Origin of the sequence: Amycolatopsis sp. NPDC101161 (assembly GCF_044768185.1) — a bacterium.
Taxonomy (GTDB): domain Bacteria; phylum Actinomycetota; class Actinomycetes; order Mycobacteriales; family Pseudonocardiaceae; genus Amycolatopsis.
In genome coordinates, this window is the sequence record NZ_JBIWPI010000001.1 from 1,718,461 (window position 1) to 1,736,887 (window position 18,427).

Here is an 18,427-nt window from a genome sequence, read left to right on the forward strand (position 1 = left end):
CTCCCACACCGTCGTTCGAGAGGTCCCAGCCGCTCATGCCCGAACACGACCCCGCCGTCCCACCACCCGGGCCCGAGCCGCGCTCGATGGCCCGCCGCCGGTTCCTCGGCTTCGTGCTGGCCGCGCCCACGCTCGCCGTCGCCGCCCAGATCGGCGGCTCCGAACTGGCCCCCCGCGAAGCCGACGCGGCGATCCCGTCCCTGCCCCAGCCCGAGGACATCTTCGACCTCGGCGACCTGCAGAACCTCGCCGCGCTGCCGACGTCGGGCCTGATCAGCGTCCAGGTCGGCGCCGACGGCCGGGCCGCGTTCGCCGTGCCGCGCACCGAGGTCGGCCAGGGCATGACCACCGCGGTGGCGATGATGATCGCCGAAGAGCTCGACCTCCCGCTGGACAAGATCGACGTCACGCTCGCCGACGCCCGGCCCGAGCTGCTGATGAACCAGCTGACCGGCGGCTCCAACTCGATGCGCAGCATCTACACGCCGGTCCGGACGGCGTCGGCGATCGCCCGGCAGCGGCTGCTGGCCGCGGCCGCCGCGAAGTGGGGCGTGCCGGCGTCGCAGCTGACGACGTCCGGCGGCGTCGTGCGCGATTCCTCCGGTCGCACGGCGAGCTACGGCTCGCTGGCGAAGGCCGCCGCGTCCGCGACGACGATCAGCGTGGCCGCGACGCTCAAGCCGCGCTCGGAGTTCAAGGTCCTCGGCACCCCGCAGAACCGCCTCGACGCGCACGCGTCGGTGACCGGCACCAAGCAGTTCACCCTCGACCTCGACGTCCCGGGCGCGCTGCCGACGATGGTCGCCCGGCCGCCGACGATCAACGGCACCCCGCGCTCGATCCTCAACGCCGCCGAGGTCAAGGCGATGCCGGGGATCACCGACGTCGCCGCGATCTCGCACGGCGTCGCGGTGCGCGGCCGCACGTTCGGCCAGTGCATCGACGCGATCCGCGCGCTCAAGGTGACCTGGGGCGCGGGCACGGTCGACGGCGAGTCCGACGCGACCGTGTTCAAGAAGCTCAAGGCCGCGCAGCTGCCGATGACCGTGCCGGGCCTGCTCGACCAGTACATCGACGCCGAGTTCACGTTCGCCGCCGCCAGCAACAGCCCGCTCGAGACGGGCGCCGCGATCGCCGACGTCCGCGCCGACCGCGCGGAGATCTGGTCCTGCCTGAAGGTGCCGATCGTCGCCCAGGAAGAGATCGCGAAGCTGCTGGGCATGCCGCAGGACGCGGTCACCGTGCACGTCACCCAGGGCGGCGGGTCGTTCGGCCGGCACCTGTTCCACGACGCGGCCGCCGAAGCGGCGGAGGCGTCGCAGAAGATGGGCAAGCCGGTCAAGCTGATGTGGTCGCGCACCGACGACTTCCGGCAGGGCCGCATCCACCCGATGTGCGTGTCGCGCGTGCGGGCGACCTACCTGCTCGGCAACGTCGTCAGCTTCGAACAGCGCCACACGAGCGTGCAGACCGAGTTCAGCCACGGGCTGGGCGAGATGATCACCGCGACCGCCGCGAAGCTGCCGATCGGCGGCAACCTCAGCTTCGCCGAGTCGATCTTCCTGCTGAGCCAGTCCTCGCCGTACAACTTCGGTGTCACGACCCAGCTGCTCAACGAGATCCCGCTGAAGTTCAACACCGGCAGCATGCGCAACATCTACTCGCCCAACGTGGTCACCGCCGAAGAGCTCGTCGTCGACCAGCTGGCGAAGAAGTTCGGCAAGGACCCGGTGGCGTTCCGCCGCGAGTTCCTCAAGGACGACCGGCTGCGCGCGGTGCTGGACAAGGCCGTCCAGGTCGGGAACTGGGGCCGCTCGCTCCCCGCCGGGGTGGCGCAGGGGATCGCGCTGCACTCGGAGTACCGCGGCGCGGTCGCGGTGCTGGTCGAGATCGACTGCCGGCCGGAAACGGTCAACCGCCAGGTGCGCGACGGCGTCACCGGCCCGCGCGTGACGAAGGCCCTGGTCGTCGTCGACCCCGGCTTCGCGATCAACCCGCGTGGCCTGGAAGCCCAGATGATCGGCGGGCTCAACGACGGCATCGCGATGTGCCTCACTTCGAGCATCCACATCAAGGACGGGCTGCCGCTGGAAGGCAGCTGGGACAACTACTTCTACACGCGCGAGTGGAACACCCCGCCCGAGACGCAGGTCGTCATCATGCCGAACACCTCGTCCAGCCCCAGTGGCGCCGGCGAGCTGGCGGTGGCGCCGTCGTTCGCCGCGGTGGCCTGCGCGTACGCGCGCGCGGTCGGCAAGATGCCGACCTCCTTCCCGATCAACCACGGCACGCTCTCCTTCGAGCCGCTGCCGGTGCAGCCGTCCACGCCGCCGTCGCCGACCGACGGCCTCGACCACGCCTACTAGGAGACCGCAGTGCCGCAACACACCCTGAAGATCAACGGCAAGGTGGTCACGGTCGACGCCGACGACGACCTGCGGCTGCTGTGGGTCCTGCGCGACCTGCTGGGCATCAAGGGCCCGAAGTACGGCTGCGGGCTCGACGTCTGCAAGGCGTGCACCAGCCACATCAACGGCAAGGCGTTCAACCCGTGCTCGGTCCGCGTGGCCGACATCGCGGAGTCCGACGAGATCACGACGATCGAGGGCCTGCCGGCGACGGTGGGCCAGGACCTGCACCCGATGCAGGAGGCGTGGCTGGAGTTCGACGTGGCCCAGTGCGGCTACTGCCAGCCGGGCCAGATCATGGCGGCGGTGGCGAAGGTCCGCCAGGCCCGGGCGGCGGGCCACGAGATCACGGACGCGGACCTGGACGAGATCCGCAACATCTGCCGCTGCGGGACCTACGCGCGGATCCGCGAGGCGGTGAAGGCGGGAGCGGAGAAGATGTGACGCCCGGCCGGTCGTGAGTGGGAAACAGGGTTAGAACACCGTTTCTCACTCACGACCGGTGCCCAGCAAGTCGAGGAACGCCGTCGCCGCCGGGGTCGGGTTCGCCGCCGCCCAGATCACGTACTCCACCCGGGCCGGGGCGTCGGTGATCTCGATCGTCACCACGCCCGTCAGCTGCGGCGCGTACCCCGACGGCAGCATCGCCACCCCCAGCCCGGGGCCGACCAGGCGCGGCACGTAGTCCGCGCTCGTCACCTCGTACGCCACCTCGCGGTCGAGGCCCGCCGCCGCGAACGCCTGGTCGGACTGCGCGCGCCCGGCCGTGCCCGGCGGCAGGTCGACGAACACCTCCGCGGCCAGGCGTTTCAGGCTGACCGTCGGTTCGCCGGCGAGCGGGTGGTCCGGGGCCACCACCGCGATCAGGTGGCCGCGGGCCAGCTCGCGGACCGCGACGCCGCGCGGGCTCGCCGTCGTCGGCAGGCCGAGGAACGCCACGTCGAGGCTGCCGTCGCGGACCTGCTCGATCAGGTCGTCGCTCGCCCCCACCCGCAGGCTGATGCGCACCTGCGCGTACCGGTCGTGGAACTCGCGGATCGTGGCCGGGACGTCGGCCGCGGTGACCGTCGGGATCAGGCCGACCGCCAGCCGTCCGCGCACCTCGCCCACCGCCGCCGCGACCTCGGCCGCCGCCCGCTCCGCCGAGGCCAGGCACTGGCGCGCCGACGGCAGGAACGCCTCGCCCGCCGGGGTCAGCCGGACCCGGCGGCTCGTCCGCTCGAACAGCCGCGCGCCGAGCTCGCGCTCGAGCCGCGCGACCTGGTGGCTGAGCGCCGACTGGACGACCAGGCACCGCTCGGCGGCCCGGGTGAAGCTGTTCGTTTCGGCGATCGCGACGACGTACCGCAGCTGCTGGAGTTCCACGCATCCATCTTGAACCACGATCGCTGCGGTGACGAACATGTGTTGGACTCATCGATCACCGTCCGGTGAGATTTCGGTATGACCAGCCAGCTCCTGCGGACGGACCCCGGCGACACCCGCCGCGTCGACCTGCCCCGCATCGCGCTCACCGCGGCGGCTCCCGCCGTGTGGGGCACCACCTACCTCGTCACCACCGAGTTCCTCCCCGCCGGCCACCCGCTCTTCGCCGGCCTCCTGCGCGCGCTGCCCGCCGGGCTCATCGCGCTCGCCTTCACCCGGACGCTGCCGCGCGGCGCCTGGTGGGGCAAGGCCGCCGCGCTCGGCGTGCTCAACATCGGCATCTTCCTGCCGCTGCTGTTCGTCGCCGCGCAGCGCCTGCCTGGCGGCGTCGCCGCGACGCTGGGTGCCGGGCAGCCGCTCGTCGTCGCCGTCCTGTCGGTACCCCTGCTGCGCCAGCGCTTGTCGGGCTGGCGGCTCGGCTGGGGTGTGGCGGGCATGGCGGGCGTCGGCCTGGTGGTGCTCGGCCCGGCGGCGACCTTCGACGGCGTCGGCGTCGCGGCCGGCCTCGGCGGCGCGGCCACGATGGCGCTCGGCGTGACGCTGACCAAGCGCTGGGGACGCCCGGAAGGCGTCGGCCCGGCGGCGTTCGCCGGCTGGCAGCTCACCGCGGGCGGCCTATTCCTGCTGCCGCTCACGGCTCTCTTCGAGGGCGCGCCACCGTCGATCGACGGCCGCGCCGCGCTCGGCTACGTCTGGCTCGGCCTGATCGGCGGGCTGCTGACCTACACCCTGTGGTTCCGCGGCGTCACGACGTTGCCGGTCGCGTCGGTGGCCGTGCTGGGGCTGCTGTCCCCGCTGGTCGCGGCCGTCCTCGGCGCGGCTGTCCTGCACCAGACCCTCGGTGTGGTCCAGCTGGCCGGGTTCGCGCTCGCCCTGGCCGCGCTCGTCGCCGGCCAGCTCCCCGCCCCGTCCGTCCGGAAAGGACAGTCCCGGTGAAGATCGCCGTAGTGGGCGCCGCGGGCATGGTCGGCTCCCGTGTCCTCACCGAAGCCGCCCGGCGCGGCCACGACCTCCTCGCGATCCTGCGGACGCGACGCCCGGCCGTCCTGCCGCCCGGCGTCGGGACGGCCGTAGCCGACGCGGGCGATCCGGAGCGGATGGCCACGCTCTTCGCGGGCACCGACGCGGTCGTGGCCGCGGCCCGGCCGGTGCCGGGGCGAGAACACACCGTCGGCGCCACGACGACCGCGCTGCTCGACGCGGCCGCGACAGCGGGCGCCCGCGTCCTCGTCGTCGGCGGTGCGGCGCCGCTGCGCGTCCCCGGTGGCGGCCTGGTCCTCGACGACCCGCGGTACGTCCCGCCGGAGTACCGCGCCATCGCCGCCGCGAGCGCCGCGCAACCGGCCGTCTGCCGGGCGCACCCGGCCGCCGACTGGGTCTACCTCAGCCCGCCGGCGGTCCTCGAGCCCGGCACCCCGACCGGCGGCTACCGCCGCGGCACGACGACGCTGCTGACCCGGCCCGACGGCACGTCCGCGATCTCGGCCGAAGACCTCGCGACGGCGGTCGTCGACGAGCTCGAGAACGCCGGTGCGGACCGGCACTTCACGGTCGGCTACTGACCTTCGTCTCGCACCGCACCTGCGGCGCGGCCTCGGTCCCGGACGCGACGCAGTCGACCCCCTTGCCCGGCCCGGGAACGGGGTAGGTGAAGACGGTCGGCGCGTCGCTGTCGCGGCCGGCGGAGAACTTGATGACCGTCGGCTGCCACGAGCCGGTGCCGTGCAGGACCTTCGAGTAGTACGCGGTGTGCGGGCCGATCGTCGTGCCCTTGCCTTCGCCGTCGTCGTTCAGCTCGCGCACGGTCAGCACGTAGTCCCCGGCGGTGTACTTGCCCTGGCCCTCGTGCCCGGCCTCGGCCGGGGTCGCGCTCAGGACCTCGGGCGCGACGGGGCCGGCGGCGGTGGCGAGGACGGTGGCCCCGATCGCCACCACCGCGGCCCCTGCGGCGGCCGAGAGGACCCCGATCCTCCTGGCTGTGAAGTCCATGACGATCAAGCTAGGCCGCGGGTGCTGCCCACCACCTCGGCCGAAGGGACAGCGGATCTCGTCCTTTCGGCCGAGGTCGAGGCCGACGTCGAGGTCAGGGGTGGATCAGCTCGTAGGTCAGCAGGACCAAGGCCGACCCGACCGGACGCGTGCCGAGCAGCCGAGCGGGCTTGACGCCGGCCTCCGGGAAGAGCCGCGCGCCCGCGCCGACTACGAACGGGTAGGTCATCAGCCGCAGCTCGTCGGCCAGGTCGTGCTCGATCAGCGTGCGGACCAGCTTTCCGCTGCCGTACACGACGATCTCCCCGCTCACTTCCTCCTTCAGTTTCGCGACCTCCTTGACGACGTCGCCCGCCAGGACCGTCGTCTCGCCCCAGCCGGCGTCGTCGACGGCGGAGGAGGAGACGACGTACTTCGGCAGGGCGCGCAACCGGTCCGCCCACTCGCCGGCGCGGGACGCCCAGCCCCGGTTCAGGAAGTACGCGTGGGTCTTCCTGCCCATGAGGAGGGCCGCGGCGCCGACGGCCTCCGCGTACTCGGCTTCGGCCCAGGCCGCGCGGTCGTCGTCGCCGATCCCGGTGAACCAGCTGACGGACCCCTCGTCCCCGCGGGTGTCTTCGATGACTCCGTCGAGCGTGACGTTTTCGCTGATGATGATTTTTCCCATGCCGGGACTGACGCCGGGACGGCCGGAAAGGGGGCGGCGCCCCCTTTCCGGCCCGCGCGGCGTCCGTACAGGATGGAAGCGCGAGCAGGGAGACGAGGCCGGATGGGAACCGAACTGATCGGGCGGGCGCGGGCCGGGGACGGCGAGGCGTTCCGGGTGCTGACCGAGCCGCACCGCCGGGAGCTGCAGGTGCACTGCTACCGGATGCTCGGCTCGTACCAGGACGCCGAAGACGCCCTCCAGGACACGCTGCTGTCGGCGTGGCGGGGCCTCGAAGGGTTCGACGGCCGCGCGTCGATCCGCACCTGGCTGTACCGGATCGCCACGAACCGCTGCCTCAGCGCGCTGCGCGCGGCCGCGCGGCGCCCGGCCAAGGCGTGGGACATCCCCGGCATCGAACCGCCCGAACCGACGCGGCTCGGCGAAGTCGTCTGGCTCGAGCCCTTCCCTGACGCGCTCCTTCCCACGCCACCGAGCCCGGAGGCGTGGTACGAGCAGCGCGAATCGGTGTCGCTGGCCTTCGTGACGGCGCTGCAGGTCCTGCCGCCGCGCCAGCTGGCGGTGCTGGTGCTGCGCGACGTCCTCGGGTTCCCGGCGGGCGAGGTCGCCGCCATGCTGGACACGACGGTCGACTCGGTGAAGAGCGCCCTCAAGCGGGCCCGGGCCGGGCTGCGGCGCCGGCCGGCGGGCGAACCGGCGCCCGCGCCCGGCTCAGCCGCCGAGCAGGCGGTCGTGGCGAACTTCGCGCGGGCGTGGGAAACCGCCGACATCGACGCGCTGGTGGCCCTGCTGACCGACGACGTGTTCGTGTCGATGCCGCCGTTGCCGCTCGAATACGAAGGCCGGGACGTGGTGGGCCGGCTCTGCGAGGGCTTGTTCGGCGCGGGCCGCCGGTTCGCCCTCGTCCCGACGCGCGCCAACGGCCAGCCGGCGTTCGGCGCGTACCTGTGCGCGCCGTCCGGCATCCGGCACGGAACGGGGTTGTACGTGCTGACGTTGGCGGGGGAGCGGATCAGCGCGCTGACCCGGTTCGAGAACAGCGTGCTCCCGGCGTTCGGCCTGCCCCGGTCGCTGCCGGAGAGCCGGAACCCGGGCTGAACATCGATCCGGTTCAGCCCGGCAGCGTCTCGGGGAGCCCGAACGCCGGGAACAGCTTCTCGTCCAGGAACACCACGATCCGGCCGATGACCCCGCCGTCGGCCTCCAGGACGTGGATCCCGTGCCCGGCGAACGACCCGTCCGCCTGTCTCGTGTAGCTGCCCACCGCCGGGAACCCGTTCGCGCTCGTCGGCAGCGCCCGGCGGGGGGAGGTGAAGACCCGGCGCGTGTGGTGCTCCAGGACCGCGTCGCGGCCGTGGAACCACACCGCGATCGGGGGCATCTGGTACTCGACGTCCGACCGCAGCAGCGCCGCCAGGCCCGCCGTGTCCGCGTCCTCGAACGCCTTCAAGTAACGCCGCAGGACCTCGTCGTCGAGGGCCGGGTCGGGCCGGACCTCGTTCTCGACCGGCTGGTCGGCCGCCAGCGTCGCGCGGGCGCGTTGCAACGCGCTGCGGGCCGCCGTCGTGGTCATCCCCAGCGTCGCGGCCGCCTCCGACACCGCGAACCCCGCCACCTCGACGAGCATCAGCACCGCCCGCTGCCGCGCCGGCAGCCGCTGGAACGCCGCCACCACCGCGAGGCGCGTGCTGTCGCGCAGGGCGGCCAGCTCGGCGGGGTCGTCGCCGGCCGTCGGCAGCGGCTCCAGCCACGACACCGTGTCGATCCGGGGCAGGGCCCCGGCGGTCTCCGCCCCGGCGCCGAGCCCGGACGGCAGCACCCGCCGCCGCGCGCTCTTCAGCACGTTGAGGCACGCGTTCGTGGCGATCCGGTACAGCCAGGTGCGCACCGACGAGCGTCCTTCGAAGCCGTCGAAAGCCTGCCACGCGCGCAGCATCGTGTCCTGCACCAGGTCTTCGGCGTCCTGGAACGAGCCCAGCAGCCGGTAGCAGTGGGCGAGCAGCTCGCGGCGGTGCGGATCCGCCAGCCGCCAGAAGTCCTCGTCAGACATCGGGTCCTCCCTGTCCATACCGGTGCGGACAACCGAGTGGCCCCGGATGCACCGGTGCGTTCGCCCGCCGTGCCCGGTCCACCCGGTCATGACACCCGGAACCGCGAAGTGATTCCCGCACCGGCCCGCCGCCGGGTCCTCACCACCGTCGACGGCGTGCTGCAGGTGGCCCTCGGCGCGGGCATGGTCGCGATGGCGTGCACGTTCTCGCAGGTCGTGCTCTTCGGCTTCGCCGGGCTGTGGTTCGCGGCCCGGTCCCTGGCCGGCCGGCGCGGGCACGACGCCCACCACGCCCTGATGGCGGCCGCGATGGTGTGGATGCTGTCCCCCGGAGGTGTCTCGACGCCCGTCGCTGTCCTGCTGACGCTGGTTTTCGCGGTGTCCGGCGCGTTCTGGCTGGGGCGGGCCGGTGCATTCCGGCCGCGCGCCTTGTCGAACCGGATGACCCAGACCCCGGATGACGGAGAACGACCGATGAACCTGCCCCGAATCGTTTCGCGGGACGAGTGGCTGACCGCCCGCAAGGAGCTCCTCGCGGAGGAGAAGGAGGTGACCTTGCGCCGCGACGCGCTCAGCGCGCGGCGGCGCGAACTGCCGATGGTCAAGGTGGACAAGGACTACGTCTTCGAAGGGGCGGCCGGCAAAGCCCGGCTGCTCGACCTGTTCGAGGGCCGCCGCCAGCTCGTCGTCTACCACTTCATGTTCGGCCCGGACGACACCGTGGGCCACAACAGCTGCGCGCTGCTGGTCGACAACATCGCGCACGAGGAGCACCTGCACGCCCTCGACACGACGGTCGCGCTCGTGTCCCGGGCGCCGATCGGCCGGCTGACGGCGTTCCGGGAGCGGATGGGCTGGACGATCCCGTGGTACTCCTCGCTCGGCAGCGACTTCAACTTCGACTACCACGTCGCGAACGACGAGTCCGTCGCGCCGGTCGAGTACAACTACAAGGACAAGGCGACGCTGCTGGCGAAGGGCACGCCGTGGTACGCCGAGGGGGAGTGGCAGGGCCTGAGCGTCTTCCTCCGCGACGGCGACGACGTCCACCACACGTACTCGACGTACGAACGCGGTCTCGACCAGCTCGTGACGACGTACACCTACCTCGACCTGACGCCGCTGGGCCGGCAGGCGCACATCACGAAGTTCGGCCTGCACGACGAATACGCGTCGTAGCCGCTCAGGCCGGGACGACGTGCACGACGACTGCGGTCGCGTTGTCCCGGCCGCCCGCTTCTTCGGTGTCGGCCAGGAGCCGGGCGACCTTCCGGGCGGGCGACGCCGGCCCGGCGAGGACTTCCCGCACCCGACGGTAGGGCACCTGGTCGGTGACACCGTCGGTGCACAGCAGCAGGACGTCGCCGGGGTGCGGCGCGATGTTGAGGACGTCCGGCTCCGGTCGCGCGGAGTGGCCGACGTAGCGGGTCAGCTGGTAGCGGGCCGCGTGCGCTTCGGGGGAGTCGAACGGGTACCAGCCGTTGACCGCGCCGAGCCACGCCATGGTGTGGTCGGTCGTCAGCTGTTCCAGCAGCCCGTCGCGCAGGCGGTAGCCGCGCGAGTCGCCGATCTGCGTGAGCCACAGGCCGGCGCCGGACGCCACCAGCGCGGTCAGGGTGCAGCCCGTCAAGCCGCCGATCCGCTCGCCGGCCGCGCCGACCCGCGCCTGAGCATCGGCGACCGCCGCGCGCAGCAGCGGGGGATCGACGGCGTCCCCGACCGGGCGGATCCGGTTCACGAACACCTCGACGGCCGTCCGGCCCGCCACGCGGCTGCCTTCGCCGTCGCCCATCCCGTCGGCCAGCACCGCGAGCAGCGGCTCCTCGTCGAGGTGCACGACGTCGAAGTTGGCCGGGTACCGCTCGCCGGTGACGCTCCCGGCGGCCGCGCGAAGGACGTGTTCCGTCATGCCCGCATGATGCCCGATTCCGGTGAACGGGTGAACGGTACCTGCCGATCACTCAGGGAAACCGCCGCGGCCGACACCGCGGAAATGCCATAACCGCATTTCAACCGTCCCGTCGAAAATTCCGGACAACCGACCGTCCGTCGACCGTGATCAATGAACGATCATTTCGCCGGTGAATTTATTTCGGTTACACCAACCATCCCGCTTCACCCGATCGTGTAAATGCACGGGCGACCATCCCGCACGGATAGGCGGGCAGTGATGATGGCGGTAGGGTCCCCGGCGACAAGGCAACTCGAACGGCTGATCGCTGCCCTCCGGGCCGATCGGTCGCTGCCGAAAGAAAGCAAAGAGGAATTGGATTTCGACGCACTGGCCGCTGAGCTGCGCAATCTCCGGGAAAGCGTCGCCGGGGTGACCGGTACGGTGCTCGCCGCGGTCGACGGGATACCCATCATCGCCGACGCGGACGACTACATCGACCCGGCGAAGATCTCCGCGCTCGCCGCCACCGATCTCGGAATCGCGCGCCAGGCCGCCGAAATGACCGGGAAGGGCACGCTGAGCCAGACGGTGGTGTTCGGCAGCGACGGCTACATGGCCGTCTACGCCGTCGGCCGGCTGGCGTTGATGGTGGTGCTGGGGGACAAGGGCCTGAACGTCGGGCGCCTGCTCTTCGAGTCCCGCCCGGTCATCGACCGGATCGGCACGATCCTGGCCGCGTAGCGCACAAGCCTGTCACAACGGAAAGGTTGCAGCACCATGATGAACATCGACACCGCGTTGAAGGAAGCCATGTCGATCACCGGCGCCGTCGGCGTCGCGCTGGTCGACTACGAAAGCGGGATGTCGCTCGGCACCAGCGGGGGTGGCGACTGGCTCGACCTGGAGGTCGCCGCCGCCGGCAACACGGAGGTCGTGCGGTCGAAGCTGCGGGTGATGTCCTCGCTCGCGCTCAACGACAGCATCGAGGACATCCTGATCACGTTGCACCGCCAGTACCACCTGATCCGGCTGCTGAACTCGTCGCGGAACTCCCTGTTCCTGTACCTGGTGCTGGACCGGGAACGCGCGAACCTGGCCCTGGCCCGCCACTACCTGAAGCGCATCGAAGCCGACCTGCAGGTGTAGCTCGGGGGAGGAGGAGACGATGACCGGAGGCGGCTCCCGTGCCGCACTCGTCATCGGCTCGGCGTTGATGCACGACCTCGGGTCCCTGTTCCCGGTGGCGATGACCCTCGCCGGCGAAGGACTGGCGTTCACCTTCGTGTCGTCCTGCCCGTCGCCCGACGCCGTCGAGGAGTGGGTCCGGTTGCGGTCGGGTGCCGTCGTTGCCGACCGCGTGCTCCGCTTCCACGTCGAGGCGGACCGGCGGCGGATCCGCGTCGAACTGGCCGGTTCGCCGGTCCGGGCCCTCGTCGTGCTCGCGGACGAGGTCACGGCGGCGTCGGTGAACGCTCCGCGCCTCGGCCGCTGGCAGGACCAGATGCCCTGCACGCTGCAGGTCGCGATGGACGAGCTCGCGCGGGTGCTGTCGCGCTGCCACCACCGCGCCGGCGGCGCCGAGCCGCTGATCGACCTCGACCTCGGCTACCGGCCGGACCGCGAGTACGAGATCCGGCTGGCGGGGGCGCACGAACGGGTCCGGCCCTTCATCGCGCCGGTCCGCCCGGTGCTGGCGATGCGCTGGCGGTCGACGACCTCGGCGCAGCGCAAGGCGTTCCTCGACGAACTGCCGGACGGGGCGCCCGCGCGCGGCTGGCTGCGCCGGCGGCGCACCGTCCGGGTCATGGGCCTGGAAATGGAGGTGTCGCCCTGAGCGCCGTGGCAGAGTGACGGGCATGCGGATCAGCGAGGACGACTACCTGTGGTTCGCCGGCCGCGCCCTCGACGGGATGACGGCGATCCTCACGGACCTCGGCGACGAGCGGGCCAACCGCCGGCCCCCGCTGCCGGGGACGAACACGCCCTACGCGATCGTGACGCACTGCCTGGGCGTGCTCGAGTTCTGGGTCGGCGCCCTGGTGGCCGGCCGGGCGGTGGAGCGCGACCGGGCCGCCGAGTTCACGGCGTCGGGGTCGGTGGCGGGGCTGGTGTCGCGGGTCGCGGCGGCCAAGGACCAGCTGCGCGCCGACCTGGCGGTCGCCGAGCCGGCGGCACCCTTGCGCGCGCCGGCGCCGCCGAAGTACGCGGACACCCCGGCGGGCCGGACGCAAGGCGGGGCGCTGCAGCACGTGTACGAGGAGCTGGCCCAGCACCACGGCCAGCTCGAGCTGACCCGCGACATCCTCCGCCAGAGCCGGCCGGCGAGCGCGGTGTAGACGTCGGTGCGGTGCTTGCGCAGGTAGATCGCCGCGGTGCGGTTCTGGCCGCGGCTGCGCTGGCTCGGCCGCGTGCAGGTGCGGGGGAGAGTTCATGCCTCGCGGCTTCCCCCTCCGCCGCACCTCGACCCGCGACAGCGGCGACGCGGTTCAGGCCCGCATCAAGATGAAGTCGCCGTGGCCGCCGTAGCCGAGGACGTCCTCGGCGTACTGGGTGCCGTTGAACGTCGGGAGCCACCACCGGTTCCCGATCCGCACCAGCATCGGGTGCGGGATGTTCGTGCCGTACGGCGCGTTCAGCGTGCCCAGCTTGCGCAGCCGGAGGTCGTACACCGGGTACTCGCGGGCGTCGCCGTCGCTGGCGAACAGGTACCACCGCCCGCCCACCCGCTGCAGGATCGTGCCTTCGGTCTGGCTGACCGACGTGTCGGCGCCCAGCAGCGTCAGGCCGTCGTCGTAGTCGGCACCGCGCGGCGCGGCCGCCAGCGCCGGGTGGAACACGAAAGCCGGCTGCTGCGCGGGGCTTTCGACGAACGCGATGTGCCACCGGCCGTCGATCCGGGTCAGCGCCGGGTCCCACGAGCTGACGGTGGTGGGCAGCGGGAGCTGTCGCGTCGGCAGGACGTGCACGCCGGAGAGCACGTTCTCGCGGGTGACGGTGTGCCGCACGTGGACGCCGGTGAAGGAAAAGTCGCCCCAGGAGCTCATCAGCAGGATGAACCGGTCGTCGTCGACGACGATCTGGCCGGCGTGGTCGCCGAGCACGACGCCGTCGCGCGCGAAGAACAGCGCCGCGACCTGCTCCAGCTTCGTCGGGTCGGCGAGGTCGAGCGTCCACACCCCCCAGTGCGCCTGCTGGAAGAAGCCGAGCCCGGCGTTGGTCATCGTCAGGTACAGCTTGCCGTCGTGGACGTAGGGCCGGCCGTCGGCGTACTGCACGACGTGCGGGTCGCGCACGCCCGCCTGGCCGAAGTAGCCGGCCCGCACCCGGCCCAGCCGCGCCGGGCCGCGGCTGCCGTACGCGTAGCCGAGCTCGCCCAGCACGGCCGGGTCGCGCAGGTCGATCCGCGCCCGGACCTGGTCGCGCTCGGTCAGCAGCGGCCGCCAGCCGCCGCCGGTGTCGGCCAGCACCGTCACGGCGTTTTCGTTGACCACCACGGCGAAGCCGAACGCCCTCGGCAGGCTCGCCGCCGCTGTCTTGACGACGGCGGTGCCGCTCGCGGTGGTGATTTCGATGCCGGCCTGCCCGGCCGCGGGGTCGTACGTGCCGAGCACCGAAACGCCGTTCCCGGCCAGCCCGGCGACCACGGGAGCGCCGGCGTCGAGCACGTCGACGGTCACGGTCCCGTAGGGCGCCTTCGGCCGGACCCCGGTCTTGACGAGGGCGCCGGGCCGGGCCGCGGTGTCGACCTGGACGAACTTCGGGGCGATCAGGGCGAAGGGCCGGAACTGTTCGGTCACGGAGAACTTCAGGGAGAGCGGGTCGGTGCCGGCGGCTTCGGCGGTCCCGCCGAGCAGGCCCGCGGCCGCCCCGGTCACCCCCAGCGCGGTGAGGGCGCGCAGTACGTCACGTCGATCGAAGTCGGTCACCTGGACCTCCTGGTGGGGACGGATCGGACGGCTCAGTTTGCGACGTGGCATGCCACGTTGCAACCGGCGCGGACGCCCAGCGCGGGGCATGCTGGACGCGCGTTCCGGCAAAGGGAGGACTCCGGATGAGCGGACGGACGACCGAAGTGGCGTGCCCCCGGCCGCCGGGCCTGGCGACCGGGCCGGTGTACCTCGACTACAACGCCACGACGCCGGTCGACCCGCGGGTCACCGAAGCCGCGCTGCCGTACTGGACGGAGTTCTTCGGGAACCCGTCGAGCGAGCACGCCTACGGCGGCGAACCGCGCCGGGCGCTGGCCGCCGCGCGGGCGCAGGTGGCGGAGCTGGTCGGCGCGCGGCCGGGCGAGATCGTGTTCACCGGGTCCGGGTCGGAGGCGAACCTGCTGGCCCTGCGCGGCGCGGTGCTCGCCGCCGGCGCGCACCTCGTCGTCCAGGCGACCGAACACCCCGCCGTGCTGGAGACGGCCCGCGCGCTCGCCCGGCTGCACGGCACCCGGGTCACGGTGCTGCCCGTCGACCACCACGGGCTGGTCTCCCTCGACGCGCTGGAAGCGGCTTTGCGCGCCGGCGCGGGCCGCGCGGTCGTGTCGATCATGGCGGCGAACAACGAGACCGGCGCGATCCAGCCGGTCGCGGAGTTGGCCGCCCTGGCGCATTCCCGCGGCGCGCTCGTGCACTGCGACGCCGCGCAGGCGTGCGGGAAGATCCCGGTCGACGTCGGCGCGCTCGGCGTCGACCTGCTGACGGTGGTGGGCCACAAGATGTACGCCCCGCGCGGCGCGGCCGCGTTGTTCGTGCGCGACGGCGTCGCGCTGGAGCCGGTCGTCTACGGCGGCGGGCAGGAACGCGGATTGCGGGCGGGCACCGAGAACGTCGCGCTGGCGGTGGCGCTCGGGACCGCCGCCCGCCTCGCCGCCGACGACCTCGCCGCGGGCGCCGCGCGGCGGATCACCGCGCTGCGCGACGACCTGCACCGGCGGCTCGCCGAGGCGCTGCCGGGCCGCGTCCGCCTCAACGGCCCCGCGGAGGAGGGGAGGCGGCTGCCGAACACGCTCAACGTGAGCATCGCCGGAACCCGCGGTGACCGCGTGCTGGCGGCCGTCCCGTCGATCGCGGCGGCCACCGGATCGGCGTGCCACAGCGGGATCGAGTCGCCATCACCGGTGCTGACGGCGATGGGCTTCGACGCGGGCCGAGCGTCGGCGGCGATCCGGCTGTCGCTGGGTCGCTGGAGCACGCAGGCGGAGGTCGACACCGCAGCGCGCGCACTCGTCGCGGCGGTCTTGGGCGGCTGAGCCGGGGCTTCTGCGGGGTGTCGGTCGCCCGGGTTGTGGCGGCCGTGCGGACTGTGCCGCCGCAGGATCCGGCCGAACAGACCCGCGAACCGGTCGCCACCCTCCCACCTCGTGCGCAAACCTGCCGCTCCAGCCGACGCCACCAGTGAGTGAACCGGCGTTCGCGGTTGGCGGCGTATTGTCGCACCGTGCAGATGCCGACACAGCCGGTCCGCGGGCCGGCGCGCGGCCACGTGTGCTGGGGGTACCGGCGGCGGGCCGAGTTCGTCGCCCGGGCCCGGGACTTCCTGGCCGCGGGACTGGCCGCGGGGGAGCGGGTGCTCTACGTCGCCCCCGGTGACGAGGCCTTGCTGATCGCGCAGCTGCGGGAGACCGGGCAGTTCGACGTGGGGCTGCGGCGCGGGGCGGTGCTGGTCTCGTCCGTCGACTCGACCTACACCACCGGGACCGTCGTCGACCCCGCCGGCCAGGTCCGGCTCTACGCCGCCGCGACCGAAGAGGCGCTCGCCGCCGGGTTCACCGGCCTGCGCGTCGCCGCGGACGCGACGTCGCTCGTGCGCACGCCCGCGCAGCTGGACGCCTTCGCCCGCTACGAGCACCTCGTCGACCGCTACATGGCCGCGCACCCGATGTCGGCGATGTGCGGCTACGACCTGACCGAGCTGGGCGGCGACGTCGTCGCGCAGCTGGCGTGCATGCACCCGGTCGCCCACGCGGGCGCGACGCCGTTCCACCTGCACGGCCACGCGCGCGCCGGGAACGTCGCCGCGCTGGCGGGGGAACTGGACTCGGCCGTACGCGAGCTCTGGCCGCTGGCCTTGGAACGCGCCGACCTGCGGGCGGTCCCGGGACCGATCGCGATCGACGCCCACCGCCTCGGCTTCATCGACCACCGCAGCCTGTTCGACGTCGCCGACTACGCCGAGCGCCACGCCACGACGGTGGTCCTGCGAACGCGGCTGACCACGCCGGCGCGCCTGCTCGAGCTGTTCGACCTGGCCGGCGTCCGCGTCGAGGGGGAGTCATGACCGTCGAAGCGGAGACCGCGCCGCGGGGCTACGACCACGCCGCCGTCCACTACCGCTCCGACGCCGAGCTGCTCGCCGTCGCCGTCCCGTTCCTGGAGAGCGGGCTGACCGCGGGCGAGCCGACCATGGTGTCCCTGGAGCCGGCGCGGGCCGGGCTGGTGCGCGAGGTCCTCCCGTCGGCGGACGTGCGGTACCTGACCACGGACGAGCTCTACGTGCGCCCGGCCGCCGCGATCAAGTCCTACCGGGCGATGATGGCCGGGCTGGTCGCCGGCGGCGCCACCGGGATCCGCATCTTCGGTGAGATCCCGCGCGCGGCGATCGACACGTCGTGGGACGGGTGGGCGCGCTACGAGTCGGCGGTCAACCACGCCTACGACGAGTTCCCCTTGCGCAGCATCTGCGCCTACGACACCCGGACCACCCCGCGCCACGTGCTCGACGACGTCGCCCGTACGCACCCCTTCGTCGCGACGCCCGGCGGGCGCCACGGCAACGCCGGCTACGTCGACCCGCTGGCCTTCCTGGCCGGCCCGCGGCCGGTGGCGCCGCTCCCGATCCAGCACACCGCCCCGCTCGTCGTGCTCACCGACCCGCAGCCCGCGGGCGCTCGCCGGGCCGTGCTCGACCTCGGCAAGACCGACCTGCCCGCCGCCGAGGTCGACGACCTCGTCCTGGCGGTCAGCGAGATCGTCGACAACGCGCTGCGCCACGGCCGCGCGCCGGTCGAGATGCGGCTCTGGGCGGACCCCGACCACCTGGTCGTGACGGTGCACGACACCGGCGAGGGCCCGCACGACCCGTTCGCCGGCCTGCTCCCGGCCGACCGCCGGATCGGCGGCCGCGGCCTGTGGATCGCGCACCAGATCTGCAGTCAGGTGGCGCTGTACCGCGACGAAACGGGCTTCACCGCGCGGCTCACGGCGGGCAACCCGTGGCTGCACCGGCCGGCGGACTGAGCGCTCAGTCCTTGTACGGGCGCGCCGCGGCCCGGCTCACCGGTTCGCGGACGTCCGCTGGACGCGCGGGGGATGCGTCGCCCCGCCGTAGTGGGTGGCACCGAGCGTCACGGCCGCCACCAGCACCACCGCGCCGGTCGCCGTCACGATGCGCGCCGGCCTGCCCGGCCGCGGGCGGCAGTACGGGACGTCCGCGGGGGCGCCGGACAGCCTCGCCGTCGCCCACCGGTAGCCGTGGGCGAGCGAAAACGCGAGGGTGGCCCCGATGATGAAGAAGTCCGCGACGTTGAACGAATACTTGCCGAGGGGCACGAAGTCGATCGCGCCGCGGACGCTGCCCGGCGCGGTGAGGTGGTGCAGCCCGAGGCGGTCGAGCAGGTTGCTGGTCCAGCCGCCGATCGCCAGCGCGGCCGGTGCCCGCAGGAGCACCGGGTGCCGGCGGCGCAGCAGGAGCAGCACCGCCGCCGTCAGCAGCGCGGCGCCCGCGAGGTCGAGCACCGCGCCGGTCACCGGGCCGGCGTACCACGCGCCGACGACCGGCCCGACCAGCGGGTTTCCCCCGAAGTTGATGCGTGTCCTCGGCACTTCGCGCCAGGCCCACGCCTTGGTCACCTGGTCCGCGGCGACGACCAGGAGCAGGGCGTAGGCCGTCCACGGCAGGCGGAGGACCGGGGGCGTGGCGGTGCCGTCAGGGTTCATCGTTGCCTCACAGCCCAAGCCGGGCGACCACGGCCGTCGCCCGGACGGGTGGCGACGGGGCTGCGT

General features: G+C 73.1%; 20 protein-coding genes. 13 read left to right on the forward strand and 7 right to left on the reverse strand.

Annotation, left to right across the window (positions count from 1 at the left end; all coding sequences use genetic code 11):
• Nucleotides 1-35: 35 nt before the first annotated feature.
• Together ACIRSS_RS08395 and ACIRSS_RS08400 are read left to right on the forward strand one after the other, a co-directional pair.
• Nucleotides 36-2,366, forward strand: coding sequence for a molybdopterin cofactor-binding domain-containing protein (locus ACIRSS_RS08395; RefSeq protein WP_400892167.1), 2,331 nt, complete (start codon nucleotides 36-38; stop codon nucleotides 2,364-2,366).
• Nucleotides 2,367-2,375: 9 nt separating this feature from the next.
• Nucleotides 2,376-2,852: a (2Fe-2S)-binding protein gene (locus ACIRSS_RS08400; RefSeq protein ID WP_400892169.1), complete on the forward strand. Its 477-nt coding sequence runs from the start codon at nucleotides 2,376-2,378 to the stop codon at nucleotides 2,850-2,852.
• Between the two features lie 45 nt (nucleotides 2,853-2,897).
• Here the strand turns inward: ACIRSS_RS08400 and ACIRSS_RS08405 are convergent, their stop codons facing one another.
• Nucleotides 2,898-3,773, reverse strand: a complete 876-nt coding sequence (locus tag ACIRSS_RS08405) for a LysR family transcriptional regulator (RefSeq protein WP_400892171.1) — start codon at nucleotides 3,771-3,773, stop codon at nucleotides 2,898-2,900.
• 78 nt (nucleotides 3,774-3,851) lie between these two features.
• Here ACIRSS_RS08405 and ACIRSS_RS08410 point away from each other — a divergent pair, with 78 nt between their 5' ends.
• Nucleotides 3,852-4,769, forward strand: coding sequence for an EamA family transporter (locus ACIRSS_RS08410; RefSeq protein ID WP_400892173.1), 918 nt, complete (start codon nucleotides 3,852-3,854; stop codon nucleotides 4,767-4,769).
• Nucleotides 4,766-5,395 carry an NAD(P)-dependent oxidoreductase gene (locus ACIRSS_RS08415; protein ID WP_400892176.1) on the forward strand — a complete coding sequence of 210 codons (630 nt, stop codon included), beginning with the start codon at nucleotides 4,766-4,768 and terminating at the stop codon, nucleotides 5,393-5,395. Before ACIRSS_RS08410 ends, ACIRSS_RS08415 begins: the two co-directional genes overlap by 4 nt.
• On the opposite strand, the gene ACIRSS_RS08420 is transcribed toward ACIRSS_RS08415, so the two are convergent.
• Nucleotides 5,379-5,822, reverse strand: a complete 444-nt coding sequence (locus ACIRSS_RS08420) for a hypothetical protein (RefSeq protein ID WP_400892178.1) — start codon at nucleotides 5,820-5,822, stop codon at nucleotides 5,379-5,381. The genes ACIRSS_RS08415 and ACIRSS_RS08420 overlap by 17 nt on opposite strands.
• 94 nt (nucleotides 5,823-5,916) lie before the next feature.
• Complete coding sequence (locus ACIRSS_RS08425; protein ID WP_400892180.1) at nucleotides 5,917-6,489, reverse strand: dihydrofolate reductase family protein; 573 nt, start codon at nucleotides 6,487-6,489, stop codon at nucleotides 5,917-5,919.
• 102 nt (nucleotides 6,490-6,591) lie between these two features.
• Here ACIRSS_RS08425 and ACIRSS_RS08430 point away from each other — a divergent pair, with 102 nt between their 5' ends.
• Nucleotides 6,592-7,587 (forward strand): sigma-70 family RNA polymerase sigma factor, encoded by a 996-nt coding sequence (locus tag ACIRSS_RS08430; RefSeq protein ID WP_400892183.1) that lies wholly within the window; start codon nucleotides 6,592-6,594, stop codon nucleotides 7,585-7,587.
• 13 nt (nucleotides 7,588-7,600) lie between these two features.
• Here ACIRSS_RS08430 and ACIRSS_RS08435 read toward each other — a convergent pair whose 3' ends face one another.
• Nucleotides 7,601-8,629 (reverse strand): RNA polymerase subunit sigma-70, encoded by a 1,029-nt coding sequence (locus tag ACIRSS_RS08435; protein ID WP_400892186.1) that lies wholly within the window; start codon nucleotides 8,627-8,629, stop codon nucleotides 7,601-7,603.
• Between the two features lie 18 nt (nucleotides 8,630-8,647).
• Here ACIRSS_RS08435 and ACIRSS_RS08440 point away from each other — a divergent pair, with 18 nt between their 5' ends.
• Complete coding sequence (locus tag ACIRSS_RS08440) at nucleotides 8,648-9,718, forward strand: DUF5134 domain-containing protein (protein ID WP_400892189.1); 1,071 nt, start codon at nucleotides 8,648-8,650, stop codon at nucleotides 9,716-9,718.
• Between the two features lie 4 nt (nucleotides 9,719-9,722).
• On the opposite strand, the gene ACIRSS_RS08445 is transcribed toward ACIRSS_RS08440, so the two are convergent.
• Complete coding sequence (locus ACIRSS_RS08445) at nucleotides 9,723-10,448, reverse strand: PP2C family protein-serine/threonine phosphatase (protein ID WP_400892191.1); 726 nt, start codon at nucleotides 10,446-10,448, stop codon at nucleotides 9,723-9,725.
• A 357-nt stretch (nucleotides 10,449-10,805) separates the two neighbouring features.
• Between ACIRSS_RS08445 and ACIRSS_RS08450 the strand changes: the two genes are divergently transcribed.
• From ACIRSS_RS08450 to ACIRSS_RS08465, 4 genes are read left to right on the forward strand one after another with little or no spacing between them, the layout of a single operon-like run.
• Nucleotides 10,806-11,174: a roadblock/LC7 domain-containing protein gene (locus ACIRSS_RS08450; RefSeq protein ID WP_400892193.1), complete on the forward strand. Its 369-nt coding sequence runs from the start codon at nucleotides 10,806-10,808 to the stop codon at nucleotides 11,172-11,174.
• Nucleotides 11,175-11,213: 39 nt separating this feature from the next.
• Nucleotides 11,214-11,579 (forward strand): hypothetical protein, encoded by a 366-nt coding sequence (locus ACIRSS_RS08455; protein ID WP_400893413.1) that lies wholly within the window; start codon nucleotides 11,214-11,216, stop codon nucleotides 11,577-11,579.
• A gap of 19 nt (nucleotides 11,580-11,598) precedes the next feature.
• A complete protein-coding gene (locus ACIRSS_RS08460) occupies nucleotides 11,599-12,267 on the forward strand; it encodes a hypothetical protein (protein WP_400892196.1) in 669 nt (222 codons plus the stop codon).
• Between the two features lie 22 nt (nucleotides 12,268-12,289).
• On the forward strand, nucleotides 12,290-12,769 hold the full coding sequence (locus ACIRSS_RS08465) for a DUF664 domain-containing protein (RefSeq protein WP_400892198.1): 480 nt from the start codon (nucleotides 12,290-12,292) through the stop codon (nucleotides 12,767-12,769).
• 150 nt (nucleotides 12,770-12,919) lie between these two features.
• Here the strand turns inward: ACIRSS_RS08465 and ACIRSS_RS08470 are convergent, their stop codons facing one another.
• Nucleotides 12,920-14,359 carry a hypothetical protein gene (locus ACIRSS_RS08470; RefSeq protein WP_400892200.1) on the reverse strand — a complete coding sequence of 480 codons (1,440 nt, stop codon included), beginning with the start codon at nucleotides 14,357-14,359 and terminating at the stop codon, nucleotides 12,920-12,922.
• Nucleotides 14,360-14,484: 125 nt separating this feature from the next.
• On the opposite strand from ACIRSS_RS08470, the gene ACIRSS_RS08475 reads away from it, so the two are divergent.
• From ACIRSS_RS08475 to ACIRSS_RS08485, 3 genes are all read left to right on the forward strand, one after another.
• On the forward strand, nucleotides 14,485-15,675 hold the full coding sequence (locus tag ACIRSS_RS08475; protein WP_400892202.1) for a cysteine desulfurase family protein: 1,191 nt from the start codon (nucleotides 14,485-14,487) through the stop codon (nucleotides 15,673-15,675).
• 194 nt (nucleotides 15,676-15,869) lie between these two features.
• The gene (locus ACIRSS_RS08480; protein WP_400893415.1) at nucleotides 15,870-16,703 is read left to right on the forward strand and encodes an MEDS domain-containing protein; all 834 of its coding nucleotides are present in this window, start codon (nucleotides 15,870-15,872) and stop codon (nucleotides 16,701-16,703) included.
• On the forward strand, nucleotides 16,700-17,662 hold the full coding sequence (locus ACIRSS_RS08485) for an anti-sigma factor RsbA family regulatory protein (RefSeq protein WP_400892204.1): 963 nt from the start codon (nucleotides 16,700-16,702) through the stop codon (nucleotides 17,660-17,662). Before ACIRSS_RS08480 ends, ACIRSS_RS08485 begins: the two co-directional genes overlap by 4 nt.
• Nucleotides 17,663-17,698: 36 nt before the next feature.
• Here ACIRSS_RS08485 and ACIRSS_RS08490 read toward each other — a convergent pair whose 3' ends face one another.
• On the reverse strand, nucleotides 17,699-18,361 hold the full coding sequence (locus tag ACIRSS_RS08490; protein ID WP_400892206.1) for a signal peptidase II: 663 nt from the start codon (nucleotides 18,359-18,361) through the stop codon (nucleotides 17,699-17,701).
• Nucleotides 18,362-18,427: the final 66 nt, after the last annotated feature.